Genomic DNA, 23,794 nt, shown 5'->3' on the forward strand with positions numbered 1-23,794 from the left:
GGATCTAATCATGAAAAAAATTTTACTTTTTATTATGCAACTTTTCGTGTTGCTAATCATTTGTGAAATCGGAACTTATATATCCGATTTCTTTAATTTGTCCATTCCTGGTAGTGTAATAGGCATGCTTATTTTATTTATTTTATTGCAAACTAAAATCTTGAAAGTGGAATGGATCGATGTTACAGCTAGCTTTTTAGTCAAACACCTTGCCTTTTTCTTCATTCCGATTTCCGTAAGCTTAATGACAATGGGCTGGCTATTTCTAAAATACGGACTTCCTTTAGCCCTAGCATTATTAATCAGCTTGATTATCGGGTTCAGCATATCAGCATGGGTTGTACAAAAGTTATCCCGTAGAGAAGAGGTTAAACAGCATGATGACGCTCATCACTCTCTATAGTATATTGATCACTGTCCTTGCCTATTCTGTCGGCAGGAAAATATATCATAAACATCCTTCACCATTTACGACACCTGTTTTTTTTGGTACGGTAACCATCATTATTGTGTTACAAATTTCCGGAATGGATTTCAAGGACTATACTCCGGGTAAAAACATCATTACTTATTTTTTAGGACCTGCTACGGTTTCGTTGGCCGTCCCACTTTATAAAAATATATCTATCATCACCAAATATGCAGTACCTGCCATCAGTGGAGTGATTTCAGGATTGGCTGTGACATTAATTCTTGCCTTGACCATCGCTAAAGCCCTATCGCTTCCGCTCTATATCCTTCAAGGATTGGCGGTTAAATCGATTACAGTACCTATTGCAATAGGTATCACCGAAATTTACGGCGGTGACCCTAATATTACTGCAGCCTTTGTCATTCTGACCGGTGTTTTAGGAGCCATGATTGCGCCTAAATTGATGGATAAACTGAATGTCACGATGCCTTTCGCGCGTGGTATTGCGTTCGGCACAATCGCACATGGCTTGGGTACTGCCCAAGCGACACAGGAAAGTGAATTTACAGGAGCTGTCGCAGGTGCAGCAATGGCTATCTCTGGAATCATCATTTCATGCTTATTTCCACTTATTAATCACTTTTTATAACATGTTTTAAGACAAGACGAAATTTTTAAAGATACTAAAGGGACCGCAACGTTATGACATTGCGGTCCCTTTAGGTTTTCCTATTTTGGTGTCCTCATACAAATGTCGTAACTCAAACGTTTTGTATAGCTCCAACTTTCGTCGTTCAATAGGATGATAACGGATTCCTGCAGTTTTTAACTGCTGAATGAACCATCCTTTCGAGTATTGGTGAGCCATCCTTCCCCCTCCTCTTTTCAAAAAAAGATATGCTTCAGAGAGGGAAATGATGCTTATTTATTCGGTTTCATAATATTTGTCAATAATCCATACATTTCTGCTGCCGTTTTGAAGGGACGCTTCTGACGCATGGTTTCTTGGTATTCATCTGAATGGTTGACCAAATCGACAAGAGCTTGGCTAAAGATTTGATTTGATAAATCTTCTTCTTGTATCACTTTACAGAATCCTTGTTTTTCAAAGCTTGCAGCATTTAAAATTTGATCTCCACGGGATGCGGCCGCACTAAGCGGAATAAGCAGCATCGGTTTTTGCAGACCAAGGAATTCAAAGATTGAATTCGAACCTGCTCTTGATACAACAACATCAGCCGAAGCTAACAAATCGAATAGTTCCTCATGTACATATTCAAATGGAGCATAACCCCTTTGTTTAAGTTCCGTCTTGACATTGCCTTTTCCGCAAATATGAATGATTTGATAATCCTTTAATAATGCATCTAGATTATCCGTTATCAAGTTATTTATTTTAACGGCCCCAAGGCTGCCGCCCATGACGAGTAATACGGGCTTGCTGTTCGTGAAGTCACAAAGCGCCTTGCCTTTCGAAGGTTTTCCAGTAAAAATCCCATCCCGTAAGACTGCCCCTAAATACATAGCCTTTTCTTTTGGCAGGTCTTTCTCTGTCTCTTCGAATGTCGTGAAGATCTTAGATGCAAGTGGCATGGCAATTTTATTAGCTAGACCTGGTGTGTAATCAGATTCATGAATCGCGATGGGAATTTTCAGCATCCTCGCCGCCAATACAACGGGAACGGAAACAAATCCACCTTTTGAGAAAATAAAATCTGGCTTAGTCTTTTTTAATATTTTTCTTGCATCAAAAATTCCTTTTATGACACGGAAAGGATCTTTTGCATTTTCTACTGATAGATACCTGCGGAATTTACCAACGGATATCGTTTCATAACGGATTTGAGGAAATTCTTTTTCAATAATATCTTTTTCGATTCCTTTTTTAGACCCAATATAAGTAACATCCCAATCATTTTTTAAAAATTCAGGGATGATTGCTGCATTAACAGACACATGGCCGGCTGAACCGCCACCGGTAAACACTATTTTCTTAGTCAAAATTTCCACCTTCCAAACTTAAAAAATCACTTTTCATCCATAGTACCACATTTCGCGGATATATTTACTCGAAAAAGTAAACAATGATAAGGAAATGACGCAATAAATGCAGTGAGCGATTATTTTTTCTTTTTCACTCTGAATATATTATAATCTTAATATTCTAGAATACTACAGAATACATTGGAGGAACATTAAATTGCAAGAAGTTTCTGAATCTCTTAATCAATTTGAAGGAATAGAAGCATGGACACAACTCGGAATCTCAATAGTTATTTTCCTGATTGTCCTTTTGCTGAGGAAAGCATTCACCACTTATATATTCAAATTTTTCCTGAAAATTGCTAAAAAACGAAAAATCGAGTTTGCTGCCAACCTTATGCTGGCTATAGAACAGCCAGTAAGGTGGCTCATTGTTTTGCTCGGTGTTATTATTTCGATGCATTACTTTCCAATCGATGACATACCATCCGAAAATTTACGATTGAAGATCTACCGTTCGGTCTTTGTTTTCTTATTCTTCTGGACGATTTTCAACATTAGTTCAATTTTGACGATCTTATTCCCTAAGTTGATCAGTAAATTCGGTCTGGAAGTCGACCAAATCGTCATGCCTTTCTTTACAAAAATCATTAAGGCGATCATCTTGGCATTGGGTGCATCAATCATTGCAGAAGAATGGGGATTTAACGTCAACGGATTTGTTGCAGGTCTTGGACTAGGTGGGTTAGCCTTTGCCCTTGCTGCAAAGGATACAGTGAGTAACTTCTTTGGCGGTATCGTTATCGTTACCGAAAAACCTTTCACCATCGGTGATTGGATCAAAACTCCAAGTGTTGAAGGAACGATTGAAGACATTACGTTTCGTAGTACAAAGGTGAGGACATTTGCCCAGGCACTCGTTACGGTCCCGAATGCTACACTTTCAAATGAACCAATCATCAACTGGTCCAAAATGGGCAAGAGGCAGATAGCTTTTCATTTAGGTGTAAGTGTCGCGACACCAAAAGATAAGTTGGAAGCTGTCATTAAGCGAATTGAGAAAATGCTTATTGATCATCCCGAAGTCCATCCCGAAACCATATTGGTGAAATTCGATGAATTCAGTCATACAGGGTTCAACGTTTATCTATATTTCTTCTCGAACGAGACCAACTATGGAGATTATTTAGCAATCAAGGAAGATATAAACTTTAAGATTTTGGATATCCTTGAAGAAGAAGATGTTCAAATCGCCATCCCTTCACAAGCCTTTATCCTACAAACCGATTCACATACAGCAGACATGAATGATTTTCAATCCATGCATGACTGAAAGTGAGACTGCCGAATACTGGCAGTCTTTTTTTAAATTTAACCTTAAGATAAAACTGAAAATTTCGCGGATATTTATGATATAATTCTCTCATTGTGAAAAATTTCATACAAGAGGTACATTGATGAATCAAACCTTTAAAAAAACAGAAAAGATTCGTTTGTTATTTTATATTCTGTTGCCAATCCTCATCACTCAAATAAGTCTGTATGCCATGACTTTTTTTGATGTGATGATGTCAGGGCAATATAGTACAGAAGACGTTGCCGGCGTCTCGATTGGAAGTTCACTTTGGACGCCCGTTTACACGGGATTGAGTGGAATCTTAATCGCCTTGACTCCGGTAGTCTCACAGTTGATAGGGTCTAAGCGCCCCAAATTGGTATCCTATTCAGTGATGCAAGCCTTATATTTGGCCATTTCTTTAGCCCTTATTGTTTTAGTAGCCGGAATGTTTGCTCTTAACCCTATTTTGCATGCTATGGATTTGAATCCCACAGTCCACCGTGTCGCGCATGATTATTTGGTAGCCCTATCAATCGGAATCATTCCTTTGTTCATTTATAATGCTTTAAGGTCCTTCATAGATGCGCTGGGTCAAACAAGAATCTCGATGATCATCACGCTGGTGGCACTCCCAATTAATGTTATGTTCAATTACTTCCTAATCTACGGAAAATTCGGATTTCCAGAACTTGGAGGTGTCGGTTCTGGTTATGCTACAGCCATCACCTATTGGTTAATAGCTTTAATCGCTATTTTAGTCGTGTTGAAAATAAGTCCATTTTCTTCCTATCAAGTTTTCCGAGAATTTTTCCGAGTGTCATGGATTGAATGGCGGTCCCTATTGAAAATAGGCGTGCCCATCGGAATGGCTATTTTTTTCGAAACCAGCATTTTCTCAGCTGTCACCCTTTTCATGAGTAAATATGATACCGTGACAATTGCTTCACATCAAATTGCAATGAATTTCGCATCTTTGCTTTATATGATGCCGCTTAGCATTTCGATGGCACTTACCATTGTCATTGGCTATGAAATAGGTGCCAAACGATATAAAGATGCCCGGGAATACAGCTGGATAGGAATAGTCATGGCACTTTCGATGGCATTGCTCAGTTCTGCTATCCTCTATTTCTTCCGTGAACCGGTAGCTGCTCTTTATTCAAAAGATCATGCAGTAGTGCTGCTAACATCTCACTTTTTAATTTATGCCATTTTCTTTCAGATATCCGATGCCCTGCAGGCACCCATACAGGGAATACTACGTGGGTATAAAGATGTCAACGTCACTTTCGCTATGTCACTTGTTTCCTATTGGGTACTTGGATTACCTATAGGCTATTTGTTTGCTAAGTATACGGAAATGGGCGCCTTCGGATATTGGGTCGGCTTAATTTCCGGTTTGGCATTAGGAGCAATAGGACTGGCCGCACGCTTAAGATACATCCAGCATATAAAATATAATAAAGCAGCATAAAAAGGTGAAAGGGTATACCCCTTCACCTTTTTTCCATCCTGAAGATATAACGAAATCTAACCTTTCCTATTCATTTTCCCTAGAATATCACTCCCACCGGTAACCGGAATGACGCTTTCCGTAATGAAATCAGATTGATTTTGACACAAAAAAGTGATGACACGGGCAACATCGCCACCTGTTCCTTGCCTTCCAACCGGAACCGTCTCATCCTTATCCCCAGTGGCAAAGTCAATGTCCGCTTCCTTCCAGACACCCACGATATCGCCAGGGCTAACCATATTCACCGTGATACCATTTGTAGCTTCTTCTAAAGCCAATGTTCTCGTTAGGGAGGTCAACCCGCTTTTTGCCGCAGCGAACGCCGAGCGGTAGGTCCAACCGGGTGCCGTCTCGCACCGGTCAAAACCAAGAGTAATAATTCTACCCCATCTTCTCTTTCGCATATCAGGAATGATTTCCTTCGTCAAATAGAAAAAACCATTTAAATTACCATTCACCACGTAATTCCATTCGTTACTGCTATATTCGGTCATGCATTTACGTTCATGCAAATATGGACCTGCATTATGGATAAAGAAGTCGATTCGCCCGAAAGTATCCAGAACTATAGCTACCAAATCCTTGCAATCCCTTTCTATCGAAGCATCGCTTTCGATAGCTAATGCCTTCACGGAGTATTTGTCCTTCAATTCTTGTACCAAAGATGTCGCTTCCTGTTTACTTTTCCGAAAAGTAATGACTACAGATACTCCCATACCAGCTAATGAATAGGCAACTCTTCTACCAATTCCCCTAGCTCCGCCAGTAATGATTGCCACTTTATCATCCATGGGCATCTCCTCTTTATCAAATGACGTAAAATTAATTTAAATATACTTAATATCCATACCACCGGACTTTAACCTAAATATTAACATATTTAAAAAGAACCTATAGGCTTCAGCCTGCATATGATAAAAAAAATAACCCTGTCACATGATATGCAGGAGAAAGGAATTCAATATGTTTCCTTGGAATTCACTTTTTTCTTTTCAAAAAAACCCAAATCAAAAGGATTTTTTGAAGAATATGCAACAAAGTGATGTGCAGTCATTCATTGAAAAAGTATTTACTCAGGTCCTACCGGAAAATATGCAAGGGATGACGAATCAAAAGGATGGTTCCTTCCATAAAGAAAATAAAAATTCGGACCTTCCTTTACAAGCTGAGGTATTCGAAACTCACTCTTATGTCTTCATAAGAATCCCTGTCAAGGATGAGGTCTGGCTCAAGCAAATGAAACTATATCATACTTCTAATCAATCAATCGTTGAAGGTATTCCGGAAGCACCAGATCGTCATGTTATTACGCTGCCAGCTCTCGTAAAGAAAAAAGGAGCGGCTGCTCAATATAAAGACGGTACACTGGAAATTCGTCTACCAAAAAGCTTCAACTCACAGTACTCCGAAATCGATGTATCTGAATTTTAATCTCCTCAACTATCCTTGTCAGCCTATTCTGATGATTTTACAAAAAAAAAGAGTGTACCCACAACATTCGATGGGTACACTCTTCTTTTAAAACTATTAACCTTATTATTTACCGATGAATTGTTGAGTCCAGTAGTTACCAGATTCTACATAGCCAACACCGATATGAGTAAAGCTTGAATTCATGATGTTTTCACGGTGACCTTGGCTGTTCATCCATGCTTCAACCACTTCTTCAGGTGTTTGTTGACCTTGGGCGATATTTTCTCCAGCTGATGTATAGCTGATTCCGAATTGTTTCATCATATCGAATGGAGAGCCGTAAGTTGGGCTATTATGATCAAAATAGTTATTGTCTTTCATATCTTGAGATTTCAAACGGGCTACCTTGCTTAATTCAGTATCGATTTCAAGAGCGGATAAACCTTGTTTTGCACGCTCAGCGTTCGTTAGCGTTACCACTTCTTTTTCAAAAGCGCTTAATTCTGAGCTTGTCTCTTTTTGATCGTCATTTGCTTTTTCAGTGTCTACTTGCTCTGTTGCTTCAGGCTGTGCTTCCGGTGTTGCTACTTCTTCCGTTGCTTCAGGCTGTGCTTCTGGTGCTGCTACTTCTTCCGTTGCTTCAGGTTGCGCTTCTGGTGCTGCTACTTCTTCCGTTGCTTCAGGTTGCGCTTCCGGTGCTGCTACTTCTTCCGTTGCTTCAGGTTGCGCTTCTGGTGTTACTACTTCTTCCGTTGCTTCAGGTTGCACTTCTGGTGTTACTACTTCTTCCGTTGCTTCAGGTTGCGCTTCCGGTGTTACTACTTCTTCCGTTGCTTCAGGTTGCACTTTTGGTGTTACTTGTACTTGATGTTGAAATGTTTTGAATGAAAAGTGAGAAGCAGGAACTACAATATTATACTTAGCTAAATATTGTTCAAGTATTTTTTGTATATCTTCGTGATTAATAGATTTATTTGTTACTTGCTTCACAGTTTCGCAGTTTGCCGCATCTGCTTGACTAGCACCCGCTCCTGTAAAAATAATAGCTGCAGCTGCAGCTGCTGATATAAACATTTTCTTTTTCATTTGTATTTCCTCCCGTTAGTACGTTGATGTGTCTTGCTTCTGGAAATATCATATCATGCGTTTTTTGTAACAATGGCTCCATCAATTTCCAGATGATTAGTTAACGACTAACGTTTGGAAGGAACATATCCCTAGTTTCAAAGTCATAGAGAAAAACCTTTATCTATCAATGTTTTGCTTTTTTTTACAGTTAGATAAATTTTCCACGATTTTTTTGTCAATGGTAGATACATAATACTATTACCATGGAATACTAATAATTTTTAGTTGACAACTTGGATAAAACCTTTTTGATATGACTTTTTTTACTTTTATGTTACAAACATTTCGTATAACTTATATTTTCAAGCTAGCACTTTTCCTTTTTCCCCGTTAAAAAATGATAGTTTTAAAGAAATAAAAAAGTTCGAGCTTTCACTCGAACAGCTTCCAACATATCAAAGTTCTCCAAATCCTTTGATTTTACTTGTCACTTTCTTCATGATCCATTTCATCCATACTTTTAGAGCCGCCATTATCCTCAGGGGAGCTTGGATTTCCAATAACGAATTCCTCCTTCGGCATATTGTGCATATCCCTTGCCGTTACATGAGCATATACATAATAAGTTCCTTCTTCAGCAAAGGATTTTTCCAATTCATAGATTCCATCCCCTTTATGGGTGGCAGCTACTTTTTCATGGTCTTCACTATTTGCGAGCCAAATTTCAAAACTCACATCATCAGCATCCTTCACTTTCTCATCACCATAGGTTACTTTTGCCTGGAAAGTTACAGGCTCATTCTTTTCACCATTAGTAGGTTCGACAGTTAAATCGACATTCAGTAGCTTTGGAATCTCTTCTTCTTTACCGCAACCAGCCAATAGGATTAAAGCTGAACATATTACAACCATCATTTTTCTCATCACTTATTTCCCCTTTGTTATAATTTCCAATCATCTTTTATAGTCGGAAGTACAATGCGGACTTTAGTACCCGTCTGGGCCACACTTTCTATATAGATCTGGCCTTTTTGCTGTTCCACCAGTTTCTTGACGATGGAAAGCCCAAGCCCTGAACCCCCATCAAATCGACTTCGAGCTTTGTTCACTCGGTAAAAGCGTTCCATTACATGTGGAAGATCGGCTTCCGGTATACCTCTTCCCGTATCTCTGATTATGAGCTCACACTCATCTTTTTGTTGGTGTAACGAAAGGGATATGGTACCTCCCATATCGGTATATTTAATAGAGTTATCCAAGATATTATGAAGGATTTGCTCTATCCTTCCATCATCTCCCAAAATAATCGGATCCGGATCCAGTTCAGCCTGTAAACGAAGGTTCTTCTCTTTTAATGCAGGTTCATATTTAGCAATAACTTCTTCAATGAATTGAGCAAAGGCTATCGGCAGATTACGAAAAACGACTTGCTCGCTGTCCAACTTTGCTAAATCCATCAAATCTCCTAAGAGTTTCTGTAACCTTTGCGTTTCCCTTGAAATGAGTTGAAGGTATTTTTGTTTTTCTTCCTCATCCTTCACAATACCATCCTTTATTGCCTGCGTATATCCCATCACATAGCTTAGTGGTGTTCTTAACTCATGGGCTACATTTTCAAGGAATTCTTTTTTTCTTTCTTCTTCTAAATAAATCGACTGTGCCATCTCATTGAAAGCTAGCGCCAATTTTCCTATTTCATCTTGACTTTCCACTTGAAGTTTTATGTTATAATCACCTTCAGAAATGCGATGTACGGCCCTTTCGATATCCTTGATCGGGCTAATCAGCTTTTTCAACCATTTTGTCATAAGAAAAATCGCTACGATTAAAAATAAGAAAGTGGCAACTAACCATCTTGCAGCTAATTCTCTAAGTAAATCGGTAATCGAATCAACGGGAATGTATGTATAAATGATTCCTTCAAGTCGGGCCTCATCCATTAGAGGAATAACTGCGGCAACAATATTCTGTTCGAATCTCTTCTCATACCCCTCTTTTTCAATGGCATGTCCCTCTAAAAGTAATTGCCTTTCTTCTTCGGAGATCAGGGTGTCATAATCAATCTCAAATGGCAGGCATGCACTCAATTCCCTTGGATTATTGACAACAAAGACTTCACTGTCATTTTTACTATTGAACCACTCCACCCTTTTCATGAAATCTTCAGTGATTTCTCCACCCTGATAGTCCTCCCCAAGCTTGGTAGCTTCATTGACTAAATCTGTTTTTATTTTCTTTACATATAAATTTTTATAATAATATTGAGATAATGAATAGGCGAATAGCACTGATATAATAATTGCTGAAATGATTGTAAACCACAGTTTAATAGAAAGGGAATGTCGCTTATTCCACATCTTTTTCCTCGATTTTATAACCAATTCCCCAAACCGTCTGAATATAATCGGCTGTCCTCATTTTCATTCTTAGCGTTTTAATATGCGTATCTACCGTACGCAAAGACCCTCCATATTCTGTACCCCAAATGTTCTCAAGCAGTTGTTCGCGGCTTAACACTTGATTTTGGTGACGCATGAGGAATACAAGCAATTCAAATTCCTTCAATGTCAAAATGACCTGCTCTTTCTCTATTACTACATTTCTAGAATCAATATTCACGTAAATTTCACCCAATTGAATGATATTTCCGTTTTCTCGGTTCACTGGCATTTTTCCCTTCCCTGTTCTGCGCAATACAGCTTCAACCCTCGCCACCAGTTCACCAGGATTAAATGGCTTTACCATATAATCATCGGCGCCCATTCGCAATCCTTTCACCTTATCCCATTCCTCACCTTTAGCACTGACAAAAATAATAGGAACTTCAGATTTCAAACGGATTTTTTCACATATGGAGAAACCGTCCATTTCCGGCATCATGATATCCATCAGGATTAAATCGACTTCATGTGATTCAACCAGGTTTATAGCTTTTACTCCATTAGCAGCTTGAAGACAAGTATATCCTGAATTAAGTAAATACATTTCCACTAAATTACGCATATCTTCTTCATCATCAACGATTAAAATGGTGTAATGATGCATTTTATCTACTCCCTAATCATCATTTGAAATGGACCTTCTCCAACTTCAACAGTTAGCTTGACATCCATAGTTTCTGTATTCACTACATACACTTCGTCACTATCATATCCTGCCACTACCAAATCTCCTTTGAAGTTTCCCATTTCAAAAGGGTTAACACCTACAACGAGGCTCTTGATTTCTTCATACTTATCATTCATTTTATATAAGGAACTAGTACCGTGACTCAGGATAAATAGCCCGTCTTCATTTTCAATGAATTTAATTGGCATAGTTGGCACCTTAAGCTTACCTTTCATCTTTCCCGTTTCAGTCGAATACATATAGAGATTTTCTTCAACCTGATTTCCTTCCCCATGGCCCCCAATCCAGATCTCCTGATGTTCTTCTCTTAATAGCGCTCCCGTGGAAGAACCTTGTATTGTAAATTCCCGATCAACCTGTTTCGTTTCAAGGTTAATGATTGAACAATGGGTATCGCCAAAGTTAATGACATATAAGTTACTTGCTTGCTTTCCTTGTAGAACCGTCAATGGACTTTTACCAACTGTAACTCTGTCTTGTTGCTTGCCTTCTTTATCAAAAAAGTAGATGGAATGATTCAGTTGGTTGACCGCAACAATGCTCTCCCCATCTTGAAGCATAAGCATGTTGACGATTCCCTTCCCTGCCTTCCAACTGTCAATATGTTTACCCGCGGATAAAGAGTATGCTTCAATTGTCTCCATCTCCTTCCCATAAAGAAGGACGGTATCTTTATTCGCTAAAAGCAAAGCACCGGTAAATGGTTTAGAAATATCCCACCTAGCAAAAAGCTGATAGTTTTCATCCAGGAATGTCAAGCTCGTATCTTTAATATTGACTGTTGCCAAAAAAGATTGATTCAGGTTCACTTTCGTATATGATTCATTGCTGTTGCACCCATACAGCAGGACTACGGCAAATAAAAGGATAATAACCCGCATCATGATTTTGACTCCTCATTCAAGTAAAAGGTATTTTTATTATATTTTAACAACAAAGTGTGAAAAAAGTGTGAAGCATAAACGAAAAATAACCGACATGAATAACCATTTACTTTAAAGCCAAAATCCTTTCCTGAACCGTACAATAAACTGAAATGAGTGCCGTCTTTTCTTCATCTGTAAGTGAAGATTCCATCACCCGATTGACACTCAAATGAAATTTTTCATGAATGGGCTTCCTGGCCCTTGGATGAGCATTTTCATCCAAGAGTTCACGGCGGACAAGTTCTGATAGAATCAGGAGCGGTTCTTCATCCCCCTTCATTACCTTCCTATTATTCCATAGGCTTGCATAAGCCTCCAATAAAGCTCGATCTTTTCCTATATCTTTCATCTTTCATTCATATCCCTTCCATCCATTACTAATTTATACATATTACCATTCACTATCGTAAAGACTATACATATACACGTATTAACTTTTAAAGGAGTGAGTGCATTGTCTCAAGTATATCGCTGTCCGAATTGCCGGACAAATAAATCTCGCTTCAATCTCATTGAACAGGTTCCGACCCCTGTTAAGAAAGATCCTCAATCAGGTGAGATTGTTGAACAGTACTCAAATGATTCCCTTCAGCCCTTTCACTTAGCTTATAACGGGCCTGATGTTCGAGTACAGTGCGCAGCATGCGGCTTAATTGAGGATGAGAAAACATTTGCCGCTTTTGGTCTACAGTCATAAAAAAATCAGGCCCAATTTAATGGGGCCTGATTTTTTTCACTCTTTTCCGACTGCCATTTTTGCTCGATCAATGGCTATTGGAATGGCTTTCCCATCATCATAACCATCATCAAGTAATGCATTCGCAATCTCGATGGCTTTGGCACGGACATCTTCATCTAGATTTTTCATTGAATTAGGATAATCTCTTTTATTCCACGGCATATATACCGCCTCCTTGAAGACTTGTCTACCTAACTTTTCCCGGTTTTGATGGGAGGTAAACACCTACATGGTCGCCTTCGCTTCCAAAAACTTCAACTCACTGATTATAGCGTCTTTATCCAGTTTTTCTCCAATAATCACGATATTCAATGGCATTTTGATGATTTCATCCATATATAATGGCATGCCATATGAATATTGAAATAAAGTAGGGTACTGCGAATGGGTGAAGGAAAGATATCCTTTCATTCGATACACCGTTTCAGGAAGGGCCCTGAGCCAATCCTCAAAATCAGCTTGATTAATGGCCCCTTCAAAAGTGTGCACAATTGCACGTAAATGGAGATGACTATGTACATCAAGCTTTTGATGGTTATTATGTTGCTTCCTATGCATTTGCTGCAAGGAACTAAGAGCAACAGCTGCATACTCCGTCAATAAGCATACTGCTTCGGGATTCAATCCTTGGATTGAGTAAATAAGTTGAGCGGCCTCCATTTCACTTACCAAATCGGCTTTGTTTAATAAAATGAAATCTGCATGATGTATCTGTTCGGCCAGTAACTGACGAAGTTGCGGCGAAAGCTGTTCACGATCGCGCCACCGCAATAAATCAACCACTGTTATAATCCCTTTATACTCCAACTTGTTGGCAAAAAGCGGTGACATGATCCCATCAAGTACTTCAACCGGGTGGGCAGCCCCTGTCGTTTCAATATAAACGGCATCTAAATCATTTTCTGTCAGTAATTCTTGCAACTGAATTTCAAGTTTGTCCTGAATGGTACAACATATGCAACCATCGAACAATTCCTTCAACGGCACATCATCACCAATCAGGCCACTATCTACGGACACACTGCCAAGTTCATTTAAAAGCACAGCCACTTTTCTGTCCACTTCATTTTCCTGCTTTAATATATTTCGAAGAAGCGTCGTTTTCCCGCTACCGAGAAAACCGCCTAATATGTATACTTCGGTCGTTTTCATTAATATCTGCTCCTATAATCCATGCTATTTTGATTCCCGTTAAATTTTATCATAATTCTCCTGCTAAAGCACCCTGGGGAAACAGCACAAAAAAACCAGCCCGAAAGCTGGTTTTTTTAATCATTTATTATGCCTGAACTTCATCTTTCTCATATATCGGCACCCAGCCGGCTGGTGTAACGAAAATGCGGACGGCCACCGTTTTTCTGTCTTCTGCTAGAGTGAAATAATGGCGTGTCGATTCTGGTACGCTGATTAAATCTCCAGGGTTGAGGCGTACATCAAACCATTTTCCATCACTGCCCTCAATGGCAAAGATACTTGTTCCCCCGGCGATGAACCGTACCTCATCATCTTCATGGTGATGTTCTTGCTTAAAGTTCTGTAACAGTTGATCCAAATTTGGATTGGCATCGGATAATGAGATAATATCATGCGCTTTATATCCCCTTCTCTCCGATATTTCACTAATCTCAGACTCAAAGGCTTTAAGAATTTCATTTTTATCGTCATCTGTTAAATCATATTTTTCAACCAAATGAGCCGGCAATTTTGCAATGTCCCATTGTTCGTAAATGACCCCTTGTGTCTCTAAAAAGCTATGGACCTCTTCATTTAGTTCGATTACCCCATTTGTTTCATGGAATCTGATTGTAGCCATTATTTTTCCTCCTTTAGGATTATTATATTGAACCAGCTACTATCTTTTGCTGATTAAGCAACAGCTGGTATTGAAACAGAAATTCACACGCTTCTAAAATCTTCTTTGTTTCCAGCCCACTTTTTCCCCAAACGGTAATTCCATGATTTCTGATAAGTACGGCACCCGTGTCTGCATCGACATGTGGACTGAATGTTTCTGCAAGTAGAGGAATATTGGCATGATTATGGATGATAGGTATCTTCAATTCTGAATCTTCCTGCCATCGACCAGTCGCTTTGATGATTTCATGGTTTCGGAACGTCACTTCCCCCATTTCAGCATATAACTCAGAAATCACATTATTTTCAACTGTATGGACATGGAGGATGCAGTTCGCATCTGTTTTTCGATAAATCTCTGTATGAAGAAGTGTTTCAGCAGAAGGCCTGAGCTCAGTGGTTCCGATTGGTGTTCCAGACAAATCCACCAATACAAAATCTGAATCTGTCTGCTTACGTTTATCTTTGCCACTTGCCGTAATATAAAAATTCGGGCTTTTAGCCTCACGGATTGATAAATTTCCACTCGTACCCATAAACCAATCTCTATCTGCCAGTTCAGCCTTTATTTCCGCTAATTCCTGCCACTCTTTTGAAAGTACCACTCTTACACCTCCTGTAGCTTTTTAAGAATATTGATCACATCAAAGAAAGTTTCAAATTCTTGATGAGGAATACCTTCTATACGACACTTTTCAAGCAGCCGGTCTCGTGCAATGACAAAATCAGCCTGTTTAGCGGCTTCAAAATCCGTAACCGAGTCTCCGATAACTAGCCTGTAGTCATTTTTCGTTGAAAGTTTCCGCATAATCGTTGGTTTACAGCAGCCACACCCATAATCACAATGTTCATCACATGTATGCGGCCATTCAATCACAATTTTTTCCTGTTCAAAATTGGCATGATTACAATAGACACGATCTGTAGACAATAAATCATTCAAAAGTGGTTCAACAAAGAAGTCCATCCCACCACTAACAATATAAATAGGAATATCTGCTTTTTTTGTAAAATCTACAAAATCACTGAATCCTGGACGAATGCCCGCTGTGTCCTTGACATATTGGATGATGTCATCCTTTAGATCGCTGTCCAGCAGGGAGAACATCTCGCCCACACCAGCAGAAATACTGATTTTTTGCTGAAGGACGCCATCTTTTAATGACTCCCAACCTGGCGGTGCAAACTTCTTCATGATTGAGATGATATTATCCGAGTTGGTAATCGTTCCATCAAAATCACAAAATATAATCGGTTTGATCATGCTTATAATCCTCCCCATAAGGCCAGCGCTTTTTGAAGTCCATGATCTTCCTTAGCTGCTAAAGATAATGATTTTCCAGCAAGTACAGCTTCTACCGCTGAACGGAATGCCTGTGCTCCACCCTTTGCACCATCAGGGTGACCATGGACACCTCCACCCGCATTTATCACGCTTTCTAATCCAAAATCTTTGATAAGATTAGGTACCATACCTGGATGTATGCCCGCTGATGGGACCGGGAAGGCCTTTTTCCATGATGGCTCATTTTTCGTCAAAGCTTCAGCAACCGCTAATGCCTCTGCTTTATCGAGTGCCACATTTCCGTATGGAGAAGGGAATAGGGATAAATCAGCACCTGAGAGCCTTGCCAACTTTCCAAGAAGAAGGGAATAGCTGACTCCATATAAAGCTGAGGAAGCTAATGCTCCGCTATATGCCGGATGAGCCATGATTGGTAGATTAATCCGATTGTTTTCACGTAAAGCCTGTAGTACATCTAATCCATATGTATGAACGTTAAATAATAAAGCATCGGCCCCAGCTTCAGCTGCACGCTCTGCTTTATCCATCAATTCGAATGTTCTCCCTGATAGATTCACAGCATATATAGTCCGATGACCCGTAGTTTCATAGACATCTTCCAAAATGGTCTTGCCCGTTCTTACTCTATCGAAAAATGGCGTCTGCTCTTGATCAAAGAGAATTTCATCATCCTTTACAAGATCGACCCCTCCCAGTGCCTGTTGCAATAATTGTTCATTGTGATAAGCAAGATCCCGACCTAACACCCCTTTAAAAATACTCATCACGAGAGGACGGTCAAATACATCAATTTTTTCCCTGATTCCAGTAATGCCAAATCGAGGACCTGGGAAGGCTTTTTGAATATCGCCAACAAAATCCAAATCTATCAATTTGATTTCCCCATCCAATGACAGTTTACCGAATACCGTCGTCAGGATGGCCGGTAGATCATTAGAAAAATTACCTGCAGGGTAGGCAATCTTGATTGTTGAACGGTACACTTTTTGACCGAAATAGAGATTAACTCGCCCTTCTTCAGGAAGAGGTGTTACGGAAATTACTCTCCCTTTATGTTTTTCCAATTGCTTCTGCACTAAGTGAGGCAGTTCTGTCCAAGTCCCTACCGTCAATCCTAATGCAATGCCTTCTGCTTTTTTTTCATGCTCTCCTTTGAAATCATGAAGTAAATACGTAGCGATTATTTCACTCATTTGATCACTCCTTATACGTTAAAGTCAATGTTGAAGTATTTCTTCATGTACCCAGCCCTGCTCATCTGAAAAAGAGTGATATTACCACAAATCTATTTTTGAGCAAAACACAAAAGCCCCTTCCTAAAGAAGAGGCTTTAAAAAGCCATCTTCTTATCTCCCAGCCGGATGGCTGCAAGAATTAGCACCGTGCCCTGTGGACCCAACAAGGATCCGGCGGAATTACCGCCCCATTTCACAATGGTATTACAGTCGGTTGCTGGGTTTCATCGGGCTAGTCCCTCCACCTGCTCAAAATAAGAAAATGCTATTATATTTTTGTTTGAGTATCTAATTTAAAGATTTAGAATTATCTTTATATTCTTTCATGCAATTCATACTTTGTCAATAGGTTTTAGCGATTTAAATCAATCAAACCTTACACTCACTGTTTTTCACCAAATAAGTTCAAGGCACCAATTCTTTCTACTGCTTCTTGAAGCCTCTCTTCTGAAGTAAGAAGTCCTACCCTGACATACCCTTCACCAAACTCACCAAAACCATTTCCTGGTGCAACGGCGACATGAGCTTGGGTTAATAAATGGTCCGCAAAGCTAGCGGATGTAAAACCTTCCGGGACCTTAAGCCATGCAAAAAAGGAAGCATCAGGAGCCTGGACATCCCATCCAATTGACCGTAATCCTTCAATCAATACATTTCTTCGTCCTTCGTACATGTCCACCAGTTCTTTTACGCAATTTTGTGAATCCAATAAGGCGCATTCCGCTGCTTCTTGTATGGCCGGAAAGAGGCTGACATAAAGATGATCCTGTAATAATTCGATTGCTTCGATGATACTTTCGTTACCAACAGCAAAACCGACTCTCCACCCTGCCATATTATAAGTTTTTGATAGTGTATAAATTTCTATTCCGACATCTTTCGCACCCTTTACTTGAAGGAAACTTAATGGTTTTTTTCCATCAAACCCTATTGCCCCGTAAGCAAAATCATGAACCACACAAATTGAGTGCTCTTTGGCCCTTATAACGGTTTCTTCAAAAAACTCTTCTGTTGCGGAAGCTCCTGTAGGATTATTCGGGTAATTCAAAAACATCATTTTGGCTTTTTCCAAAACTTTAGTATCTATTTCCTGGTAATTAGGGAGAAAATCATTTTCTTCCGTCAAGGGCATAATTTCTGTTTTAGCCTGTGCTAAGGCCACGCCTGACAAATAATCGGGATAGCCAGGATCAGGTACTAAAATTGTATCGCCTGGATTCAATAAGCACTGCGGTAATTCCACAAGGCCAGCCTTTCCACCAAATAGAATTGCCACTTCCGTTTTGGGGTCTAGCTTGACGCCATATTCACGTTCATAGAAGAGAGCCGCAGCTTCTTTTAAATATTGATGACCTCGGAAAGGAGAATATTTATGATTCATAGTATTTTCTGATGCTGTCTGCAGACTTTGCACAATATGACCTGGAGTAGGTTGATCTGGATTTCCCTGTCCAAGATTAATGACATCATGGCCTTGTGAAGATATCTTATTTACTTTTTCAACTAAAGAAGCAAAAAATTGCTTGGGAAGCTCCTGAAGAAGTTTGGATTTTTCGAATTGCACCATCTTTACACCTTCTCTGAAATTTCTTGAAATTCTAGTCACAAATGATATATGTTTATCATAATCTTGTAAAGTACTTTTTTACATATGGAGGTTTTAATATGAAATGGAAAATCGCCTGCCTACAAATGGAAATTGCCTTTGGACAACCGGATATTAATTTTCAGGTGGCAGAACAATGGATTGAAAAAGCTGCACAGTCTAAACCGGATATCGTCGTGCTGCCAGAACTATGGACAACCGGTTATGATTTAACGAGATTACAAGAAATCTCAGACGAGGAAGCGGAACAAACCATAACCTTTCTAAAAGCACTTGCAAAAAAACACCATATTCACCTTATTGGTGGCTCGATTGCAAAAAAAACCACGGAAGGTATCTATAACACAATGCTCATCATCGATAAAGAAGGCAAACTCGTAAAAGAATACGACAAGCTCCACCTGTTTCAATTGATGGATGAGCACCATTACTTACAACCTGGTGAAAAAGATGGATTATTTTCCCTTGATGAAAAAGTTTGCGCAGGATTCATTTGTTATGATATCCGATTCCCGGAATGGCAACGGGCCCATACGATACGCGGTGCGGAAGTTTTATTCATATCAGCCGAGTGGCCAAAACCGAGGCTCAGTCATTGGAGATCGCTGTTAATCAGTCGGGCCATTGAAAATCAAGCCTTCGTTGTTGCTGTGAATCGTTCGGGATCAGACCCCAAGAATGTATTTGCCGGACATTCCATAATCATTGATCCATGGGGTGAAATCATATGCGAAGCAGGAGAAGAAAAGGAACTACTACTAGGCACCCTAGATTTAGTCAAAGTAACGGAAGCAAGGAGTCAAATTCCGGTATTTGAAGACCGTCGTCCTGAATATTATTAATTTTACATTGACAAACTATTTGAAATATTGATATCATCTTATCGAAGATTAATATTTCTGAAAATAAAAACAATACTCTTATCAAGAGCAGGCTGAGGGATAAAGGCCCTATGAAGCCCAGCAACCGACTGTAATTCCATTGTGAAATGGGGCGGAAATTCCGCCGGATTAAAAAATCCACAGGGCACGGTGCTAAATCCACCAGAAAGCTTACTTTCTGGGAGATGAGAGGTTCGAAGATGAAACTTCTGCCTCTTTCTATATGAAAGAGGCTTTTTACATTATATTCTAAGAGCTGGAGGGAACGAAATGACTCAACCATCGAATTTTAAACTATTGACAAACGAAACGGCAATCGCCCTGACACAAAAACTTGGGTTAATCCATACAACTGACTCATTACATTGTAATGAAATTGGTGATGGAAATCTAAATTATGTTTTTCACGTTACCGACTCCGTCAACAATAAAGGAGTCATTATCAAACAAGCGGTTCCTTACGCAAAGGTCCTTGGCGAAAGCTGGCCATTGACTTTAAAAAGAGCGGCAATCGAAGCAAATGCACTTATTCAATTCCGAAGCTATTGTCCTGAATTTGTCCCACAAGTCTATTATTCTGATGAACAGCTTGCCATCACCGTCATGGAAGATCTATCACATCTTAAAATTGCCCGGAGCGGATTAATCAATGGAGATCCATTCCCCTTATTATCTAAACATATCGGTGAATTTGTTGCCAAGACCGCTTTTTATACCTCTGATTTCCATTTGGAACCTTCCGCGAAAAAAGAGGTTGCACGATACTTCACCAATCCTGAACTCTGCAAAATTACTGAGGTCTTCATTTTCACCGATCCTTTTTTGGAAGAGCATCCAGGGGAGTTTGAACCGGAGTTAACAGGGGCTGCCCAGTCTATCTGGAATGATGCTGAACTGTTACTTGAAGTAGCTAAATTAAAACAAAGTTTCGAATCCGAACAGGAAGCCCTCCTTCATGGCGATTTACATACAGGAAGCATTTTTGCAAGTGATACTGAAACAAAGGTAATTGACCCAGAATTCGCTTTTTATGGTCCTGTTGGATTTGACCTTGGCCAATACACTGCGAATCTTCTCTTCCAAGCGATAACACGTCCGGCTACTGAAAAGGAAGAGATTTTTACATATCTTAAGGATTTTATGGTTACGTTTGAAAAAACGTATTCAGCACTATGGAATTCCACTAACAAAAGTCCGTACAGCAAGATTGAGGGGTACCTTTCTTATGTACTCACCAAATTCAAAGGTGATGCATACGGCTTTGCAGGCTGCGAACTGATTCGAAGGACCATCGGTTTATCTCATGTTGCTGATTTAAACGGCATTGAGGATAAAGAAGCTAGAATTGCAGCTAAAACGGCTACCTTGAAGATTGGTGCCCATTTGATAAAAAATCGAAAAGAACTTAATATTCCCGCAGTAATTGAAGTCGTAAAGCAGCATACAGTAGCTTCATATTCAACCCTATAAAGGAGATATACATATGACAACAACAATACCACTACCCTATTCTGTTCAATGGAATGATACCTATATTACTTTGTTGAATCAGCAAGCCTTGCCATCAAAAACAGAATTCATCGAGCTTTTTACGGTTAAAGATGTCTATGAAAGCATCGTGACCATGAAAGTTCGCGGTGCTCCTGCCATCGGTCTCACTGCGGCATTTGGCGTAGCTCTTGGTGCGATTCAAGAAAACACTACTGATTTATGGCAATACAAACAAAATGTCACGAAGCATATTGCTAAACTCGCTTCTTCAAGACCTACAGCGGTCAACCTTTTTTGGGCATTAAAAAGAATGGAAAATACTCTACAAGCAGCCAAAAGCATACCTGCAGCAAAAAGTGCTCTCGTTTCGGAGGCAAAAAAGATATTTGCAGAGGATGAAGAGATGTGCCGGAAAATTGGCGAATACGGTCTATCCTTATTCAACGAAGGTGATTCTATCTTAACCCATTGTAACGCCGGTGGCATTGCCACCGCACGGTACGGAACAGCGCTTGCACCCTTCCATCTAGCCAAGGAGAGGTCCTTTCCTATAAAAGTTTATGCCTGTGAAACGAGACCAGTCTTGCAAGGGGCACGTCTTACGGCATGGGAACTCATGCAGGCAGGTGTGGACGTTACTTTAATCTCAGATAATATGGCTGCCCACACCATATTGCAAAGAAAAATTGGAGCCATCATTGTCGGCGCCGACCGTATTGCGGCAAACGGTGATACTGCCAATAAAATTGGTACATTAGGTTTAGCAATTTTAGCCAAACATTATGAGATCCCCTTTTATGTGGCAGCACCATCGAGCACTTTCGATTCATCTCTTGAATCGGGAAAATCCATTCCAATTGAAGAACGAAATGGGGATGAAATTACTTCCATACAGGGCATCAGGATTGCTCCGGACAATGTAAAGACGTTCAATCCTGCTTTTGATGTTACACCGAATTCACTTATTACAAGCATCATTACAGAAAACGGAATCATAACCCCCGATTACAGGAGTAATATCCCACTATTTGTTAAGTGAGTTATATGTAAACCGATACGTCAAAACAGACTTTTTAATGAAGTCTGTTTTATTTTCTTTATATTTATTCTGGCGAGGTTTATTTTGGTAGATATCTGAATAACTATTCCTCAAGCCTTCCTTAAATATAATTCGTTCCCCAAAAAAATGGCCTGTCAGCGATAACTGCTGACAGGCCATTGTAAAACAGACTATTTAATTTCCTTTTTTAAAACTTCCACCGCTTTTTTCACTTGAGTATCATTTTTAAGGATTTTATCCCTGATAACTTCCATCAATTTAACTGTTGTGTCGTCTTTAATGACACCTGTCTCTTTGATTTTATGATCGCGTTGGAATTCTTTGACTGCTAATTTTGTATCTTCATCAAAGTACTTATCTACTTTTCCCGGTTTATAACCAGCTACTTTCAGCATTTTTTCAGCAGCTTCCACTTCACTCGATGAATCAGACACTTTCAACACTTTGTCCGGCGAGATATATGGAAGAGTAGCATATTCAGGAAGTTTCACTTTGATATCTGGCTGTATTCCTTTTTTATGGATCCAATTACCTTCTGGAGTCAACCATTTTTGTGCAGTATATTTAAAATTGGAACCATCCTTAAAGTCTTCGGCTTTTTGTACAGTACCTTTCCCAAATGACTTTGTCCCTATTAACTGAATATCCGCCGATTCACTTACAGCCGCAGCAACGATTTCAGATGCACTGGCACTACCATCATCAATCAACACGACCACAGGTAATTTCATTTCTCCATTATTTTGCGATTTATAAACTTCTTTTTTTCCATTTCGATCCTCGACCTGAAGAATTACTTCTCCATTCGGGATAAATAAGTTTGCCATCGCTATGGCTTGGTCAAGCAATCCACCAGGGTTGCCACGCAAGTCCAATATAAGGCCTTTCATTTCTTTTTTATTCATATCTTCCAGAGCTTTATTTAACTCTTCAACCGTATGCTCAGAAAAACTTGTAACCTGGACTTTGGCGATTCCATCCTCCAGCATATCCGAATAAACCGTTTCAATCGGAATAGTATCACGCTTAATGGCTAAGGAAATCGGTTCCTTACCACCGGCTCTTGAGATGGAAAGCTCTACTTTCGTTCCTTTTTTACCTCTAATTTTCAAAACAGCTTCCGATGAGCTTAAACCCTCAAGGCTTTTGCCATTGACACTAAGTATGATGTCATTAGGCCTGACGCCTGCTTTTTCAGCTGGTGATCCTTTAATTGGGGAGACCACCATGATTTGCCCATCCTTTTCTTGAATCTCGGCACCGATTCCTTCAAAGGAAGATGAGATACTCTCGTGAAAACTTGATGCTTCCTTCTCATCCATATAAGTGGAATAAGGATCATCCAATGATTCAATCATCCCATTTATTGCTCCATCCACCAGTTTGTTCTCATCGATTTCTTGATAGTAATTACCTTTTATCGTATCGTATGTAGCAAACAACTTTTCAAATTCAGAATGATTATTCGGTGCTAATGACTCTACTTTTTCATCTCCAAAGGTCAGCGCAATAGTAGTAATTCCTGCGGTTAAAAATATGAGTAAGAAAATACCCATAATAAACGTAAACTTCTTTATTTTTACAAATTTTCCTTCATCTTTAGGCTGTTGTCGATTTTCTTCTTCCACTGAAGCTTCACCACTTTCATTCTTCATGACAATATAAACTAATACAACCTATTTTAACAGCTTTTTTGCAATTCGAAAAACTTAAGTTATCAAATTTTATGTAAATGCATTCTATGTAAGTGCAAAAAATACGGACACCAAGGATTAAATAAAAAACTAAATAACGATCTTAGTCTTATTTAATCCTGGTTACCCGTAATTAGTTACT

General features: G+C 39.4%; 25 protein-coding genes, 1 pseudogene and 2 riboswitches. Of the genes and pseudogenes, 9 read left to right on the top strand and 17 right to left on the bottom strand.

The features are described from left to right. Nucleotides 1–10: 10 nt before the first annotated feature. Together ACQKL5_RS14745 and ACQKL5_RS14750 are read left to right on the top strand one after the other, a co-directional pair. Nucleotides 11–403 carry a CidA/LrgA family protein gene (locus ACQKL5_RS14745; protein ID WP_427609639.1) on the top strand — a complete coding sequence of 131 codons (393 nt, stop codon included), beginning with the start codon at nt 11–13 and terminating at the stop codon, nt 401–403. Then, complete coding sequence (locus ACQKL5_RS14750) at nt 378–1,061, top strand: LrgB family protein (RefSeq protein ID WP_427609640.1); 684 nt, start codon at nt 378–380, stop codon at nt 1,059–1,061. The genes ACQKL5_RS14745 and ACQKL5_RS14750 overlap by 26 nt, the downstream gene beginning before the upstream one ends. Nucleotides 1,062–1,112: 51 nt before the next feature. Here the strand turns inward: ACQKL5_RS14750 and ACQKL5_RS14755 are convergent, their stop codons facing one another. Together ACQKL5_RS14755 and ACQKL5_RS14760 are read right to left on the bottom strand one after the other, a co-directional pair. After that, nucleotides 1,113–1,280, bottom strand: a complete 168-nt coding sequence (locus ACQKL5_RS14755) for a YflJ family protein (protein ID WP_427609641.1) — start codon at nt 1,278–1,280, stop codon at nt 1,113–1,115. A 53-nt stretch (nt 1,281–1,333) separates the two neighbouring features. Next, nucleotides 1,334–2,422, bottom strand: a complete 1,089-nt coding sequence (locus tag ACQKL5_RS14760; RefSeq protein WP_427609642.1) for an undecaprenyldiphospho-muramoylpentapeptide beta-N-acetylglucosaminyltransferase — start codon at nt 2,420–2,422, stop codon at nt 1,334–1,336. 190 nt (nt 2,423–2,612) lie between these two features. Between ACQKL5_RS14760 and ACQKL5_RS14765 the strand changes: the two genes are divergently transcribed. Both ACQKL5_RS14765 and ACQKL5_RS14770 read left to right on the top strand, forming a co-directional pair. Then, nucleotides 2,613–3,728 (top strand): mechanosensitive ion channel family protein, encoded by a 1,116-nt coding sequence (locus ACQKL5_RS14765; protein WP_427609643.1) that lies wholly within the window; start codon nt 2,613–2,615, stop codon nt 3,726–3,728. A gap of 124 nt (nt 3,729–3,852) precedes the next feature. Then, a complete protein-coding gene (locus tag ACQKL5_RS14770) occupies nt 3,853–5,208 on the top strand; it encodes an MATE family efflux transporter (RefSeq protein WP_427609644.1) in 1,356 nt (451 codons plus the stop codon). A gap of 56 nt (nt 5,209–5,264) precedes the next feature. Here ACQKL5_RS14770 and ACQKL5_RS14775 read toward each other — a convergent pair whose 3' ends face one another. After that, the gene (locus ACQKL5_RS14775; protein ID WP_427609645.1) at nt 5,265–6,041 is read right to left on the bottom strand and encodes an SDR family oxidoreductase; all 777 of its coding nucleotides are present in this window, start codon (nt 6,039–6,041) and stop codon (nt 5,265–5,267) included. A gap of 238 nt (nt 6,042–6,279) precedes the next feature. On the opposite strand from ACQKL5_RS14775, the gene ACQKL5_RS14780 reads away from it, so the two are divergent. Then, nucleotides 6,280–6,681 carry an Hsp20/alpha crystallin family protein gene (locus ACQKL5_RS14780; protein ID WP_427609646.1) on the top strand — a complete coding sequence of 134 codons (402 nt, stop codon included), beginning with the start codon at nt 6,280–6,282 and terminating at the stop codon, nt 6,679–6,681. 105 nt (nt 6,682–6,786) lie between these two features. Here ACQKL5_RS14780 and ACQKL5_RS14785 read toward each other — a convergent pair. From ACQKL5_RS14785 to ACQKL5_RS14810, 6 genes and pseudogenes are all read right to left on the bottom strand, one after another. Continuing rightward, nucleotides 6,787–7,164 (bottom strand): annotated as a pseudogene (locus ACQKL5_RS14785) (CAP domain-containing protein); the annotation flags it as partial. A gap of 1,047 nt (nt 7,165–8,211) precedes the next feature. Then, complete coding sequence (locus ACQKL5_RS14790) at nt 8,212–8,655, bottom strand: FixH family protein (protein ID WP_427609647.1); 444 nt, start codon at nt 8,653–8,655, stop codon at nt 8,212–8,214. A 17-nt stretch (nt 8,656–8,672) separates the two neighbouring features. Then, a complete protein-coding gene (locus tag ACQKL5_RS14795; RefSeq protein WP_427609648.1) occupies nt 8,673–10,088 on the bottom strand; it encodes a sensor histidine kinase in 1,416 nt (471 codons plus the stop codon). Continuing rightward, nucleotides 10,078–10,776, bottom strand: coding sequence for a response regulator transcription factor (locus ACQKL5_RS14800; RefSeq protein WP_427609649.1), 699 nt, complete (start codon nt 10,774–10,776; stop codon nt 10,078–10,080). The genes ACQKL5_RS14795 and ACQKL5_RS14800 overlap by 11 nt, the downstream gene beginning before the upstream one ends. Before the next feature lie 5 nt (nt 10,777–10,781). Further along, on the bottom strand, nt 10,782–11,744 hold the full coding sequence (locus tag ACQKL5_RS14805; protein WP_427609650.1) for a YncE family protein: 963 nt from the start codon (nt 11,742–11,744) through the stop codon (nt 10,782–10,784). A gap of 106 nt (nt 11,745–11,850) precedes the next feature. Further along, entirely contained in the window at nt 11,851–12,135 is a 285-nt protein-coding gene (locus ACQKL5_RS14810) for a hypothetical protein (protein WP_427609651.1), read from the bottom strand. 105 nt (nt 12,136–12,240) lie between these two features. Here ACQKL5_RS14810 and ACQKL5_RS14815 point away from each other — a divergent pair, with 105 nt between their 5' ends. Beyond that, nucleotides 12,241–12,483 carry a DNA alkylation repair protein gene (locus ACQKL5_RS14815; RefSeq protein WP_402964784.1) on the top strand — a complete coding sequence of 81 codons (243 nt, stop codon included), beginning with the start codon at nt 12,241–12,243 and terminating at the stop codon, nt 12,481–12,483. Between the two features lie 36 nt (nt 12,484–12,519). On the opposite strand, the gene ACQKL5_RS14820 is transcribed toward ACQKL5_RS14815, so the two are convergent. From ACQKL5_RS14820 to ACQKL5_RS14850, 7 genes are all read right to left on the bottom strand, one after another. Then, nucleotides 12,520–12,687, bottom strand: coding sequence for a hypothetical protein (locus tag ACQKL5_RS14820; protein WP_427609652.1), 168 nt, complete (start codon nt 12,685–12,687; stop codon nt 12,520–12,522). A gap of 63 nt (nt 12,688–12,750) precedes the next feature. Next, entirely contained in the window at nt 12,751–13,677 is a 927-nt protein-coding gene (locus ACQKL5_RS14825; RefSeq protein WP_427609653.1) for a CobW family GTP-binding protein, read from the bottom strand. 127 nt (nt 13,678–13,804) lie between these two features. Further along, a complete protein-coding gene (locus ACQKL5_RS14830) occupies nt 13,805–14,338 on the bottom strand; it encodes a cupin domain-containing protein (protein WP_427609654.1) in 534 nt (177 codons plus the stop codon). A 22-nt stretch (nt 14,339–14,360) separates the two neighbouring features. After that, entirely contained in the window at nt 14,361–14,984 is a 624-nt protein-coding gene (locus tag ACQKL5_RS14835; RefSeq protein WP_427609655.1) for a methylthioribulose 1-phosphate dehydratase, read from the bottom strand. Between the two features lie 2 nt (nt 14,985–14,986). Beyond that, nucleotides 14,987–15,643: a 2-hydroxy-3-keto-5-methylthiopentenyl-1-phosphate phosphatase gene (locus ACQKL5_RS14840; RefSeq protein WP_427609656.1), complete on the bottom strand. Its 657-nt coding sequence runs from the start codon at nt 15,641–15,643 to the stop codon at nt 14,987–14,989. A 2-nt stretch (nt 15,644–15,645) separates the two neighbouring features. Continuing rightward, nucleotides 15,646–16,878 (bottom strand): 2,3-diketo-5-methylthiopentyl-1-phosphate enolase, encoded by a 1,233-nt coding sequence (gene mtnW / locus ACQKL5_RS14845; protein WP_427609657.1) that lies wholly within the window; start codon nt 16,876–16,878, stop codon nt 15,646–15,648. A gap of 150 nt (nt 16,879–17,028) precedes the next feature. After that, nucleotides 17,029–17,181, bottom strand: a riboswitch (SAM riboswitch). Nucleotides 17,182–17,302: 121 nt separating this feature from the next. Next, nucleotides 17,303–18,487, bottom strand: coding sequence for a pyridoxal phosphate-dependent aminotransferase (locus ACQKL5_RS14850; RefSeq protein WP_427609658.1), 1,185 nt, complete (start codon nt 18,485–18,487; stop codon nt 17,303–17,305). A 98-nt stretch (nt 18,488–18,585) separates the two neighbouring features. On the opposite strand from ACQKL5_RS14850, the gene ACQKL5_RS14855 reads away from it, so the two are divergent. The 3 genes from ACQKL5_RS14855 to mtnA all read left to right on the top strand — a co-directional run bounded on the left by ACQKL5_RS14855 (nt 18,586) and on the right by mtnA (nt 21,937). Beyond that, complete coding sequence (locus ACQKL5_RS14855; protein WP_427609659.1) at nt 18,586–19,368, top strand: carbon-nitrogen family hydrolase; 783 nt, start codon at nt 18,586–18,588, stop codon at nt 19,366–19,368. Nucleotides 19,369–19,443: 75 nt separating this feature from the next. After that, a riboswitch (SAM riboswitch) is annotated at nt 19,444–19,599 on the top strand. Between the two features lie 78 nt (nt 19,600–19,677). Beyond that, a complete protein-coding gene (gene mtnK / locus ACQKL5_RS14860; RefSeq protein ID WP_427609660.1) occupies nt 19,678–20,877 on the top strand; it encodes an S-methyl-5-thioribose kinase in 1,200 nt (399 codons plus the stop codon). A 13-nt stretch (nt 20,878–20,890) separates the two neighbouring features. Then, the gene (gene mtnA, locus ACQKL5_RS14865) at nt 20,891–21,937 is read left to right on the top strand and encodes an S-methyl-5-thioribose-1-phosphate isomerase (protein ID WP_427609661.1); all 1,047 of its coding nucleotides are present in this window, start codon (nt 20,891–20,893) and stop codon (nt 21,935–21,937) included. A 191-nt stretch (nt 21,938–22,128) separates the two neighbouring features. On the opposite strand, the gene ACQKL5_RS14870 is transcribed toward mtnA, so the two are convergent. Then, nucleotides 22,129–23,613: a S41 family peptidase gene (locus ACQKL5_RS14870; protein ID WP_427609662.1), complete on the bottom strand. Its 1,485-nt coding sequence runs from the start codon at nt 23,611–23,613 to the stop codon at nt 22,129–22,131. Nucleotides 23,614–23,794 lie beyond the last annotated feature (181 nt).

The organism is Peribacillus sp. NPDC097675, assembly GCF_050277655.1.
Classification (GTDB): Bacteria; Bacillota; Bacilli; order Bacillales; family DSM-1321; genus Peribacillus.

Bases quoted from the DNA above. Each gene is read 5' to 3' on its own strand.
- ACQKL5_RS14855 (WP_427609659.1), top strand. From the start codon at position 18,586: ATGAAATGGAAAATCGCCTGCCTACAAATGGAAATTGCCTTTGGACAA.
- mtnA (WP_427609661.1), top strand. From the start codon at position 20,891: ATGACAACAACAATACCACTACCCTATTCTGTTCAATGGAATGATACC.
- ACQKL5_RS14795 (WP_427609648.1), bottom strand. From the start codon at position 10,088: ATGTGGAATAAGCGACATTCCCTTTCTATTAAACTGTGGTTTACAATC.
- ACQKL5_RS14775 (WP_427609645.1), bottom strand. From the start codon at position 6,041: ATGGATGATAAAGTGGCAATCATTACTGGCGGAGCTAGGGGAATTGGT.
- ACQKL5_RS14790 (WP_427609647.1), bottom strand. From the start codon at position 8,655: ATGAGAAAAATGATGGTTGTAATATGTTCAGCTTTAATCCTATTGGCT.
- ACQKL5_RS14810 (WP_427609651.1), bottom strand. From the start codon at position 12,135: ATGAAAGATATAGGAAAAGATCGAGCTTTATTGGAGGCTTATGCAAGC.
- ACQKL5_RS14750 (WP_427609640.1), top strand. From the start codon at position 378: ATGATGACGCTCATCACTCTCTATAGTATATTGATCACTGTCCTTGCC.
- mtnK (WP_427609660.1), top strand. From the start codon at position 19,678: ATGACTCAACCATCGAATTTTAAACTATTGACAAACGAAACGGCAATC.
- ACQKL5_RS14755 (WP_427609641.1), bottom strand. From the start codon at position 1,280: ATGGCTCACCAATACTCGAAAGGATGGTTCATTCAGCAGTTAAAAACT.
- ACQKL5_RS14850 (WP_427609658.1), bottom strand. From the start codon at position 18,487: ATGGTGCAATTCGAAAAATCCAAACTTCTTCAGGAGCTTCCCAAGCAA.
- ACQKL5_RS14780 (WP_427609646.1), top strand. From the start codon at position 6,280: ATGCAACAAAGTGATGTGCAGTCATTCATTGAAAAAGTATTTACTCAG.
- ACQKL5_RS14770 (WP_427609644.1), top strand. From the start codon at position 3,853: ATGAATCAAACCTTTAAAAAAACAGAAAAGATTCGTTTGTTATTTTAT.
- ACQKL5_RS14805 (WP_427609650.1), bottom strand. From the start codon at position 11,744: ATGATGCGGGTTATTATCCTTTTATTTGCCGTAGTCCTGCTGTATGGG.
- ACQKL5_RS14825 (WP_427609653.1), bottom strand. From the start codon at position 13,677: ATGAAAACGACCGAAGTATACATATTAGGCGGTTTTCTCGGTAGCGGG.
- ACQKL5_RS14820 (WP_427609652.1), bottom strand. From the start codon at position 12,687: ATGCCGTGGAATAAAAGAGATTATCCTAATTCAATGAAAAATCTAGAT.
- ACQKL5_RS14745 (WP_427609639.1), top strand. From the start codon at position 11: ATGAAAAAAATTTTACTTTTTATTATGCAACTTTTCGTGTTGCTAATC.
- ACQKL5_RS14800 (WP_427609649.1), bottom strand. From the start codon at position 10,776: ATGCATCATTACACCATTTTAATCGTTGATGATGAAGAAGATATGCGT.
- ACQKL5_RS14830 (WP_427609654.1), bottom strand. From the start codon at position 14,338: ATGGCTACAATCAGATTCCATGAAACAAATGGGGTAATCGAACTAAAT.
- ACQKL5_RS14870 (WP_427609662.1), bottom strand. From the start codon at position 23,613: ATGAAGAATGAAAGTGGTGAAGCTTCAGTGGAAGAAGAAAATCGACAA.
- mtnW (WP_427609657.1), bottom strand. From the start codon at position 16,878: ATGAGTGAAATAATCGCTACGTATTTACTTCATGATTTCAAAGGAGAG.
- ACQKL5_RS14840 (WP_427609656.1), bottom strand. From the start codon at position 15,643: ATGATCAAACCGATTATATTTTGTGATTTTGATGGAACGATTACCAAC.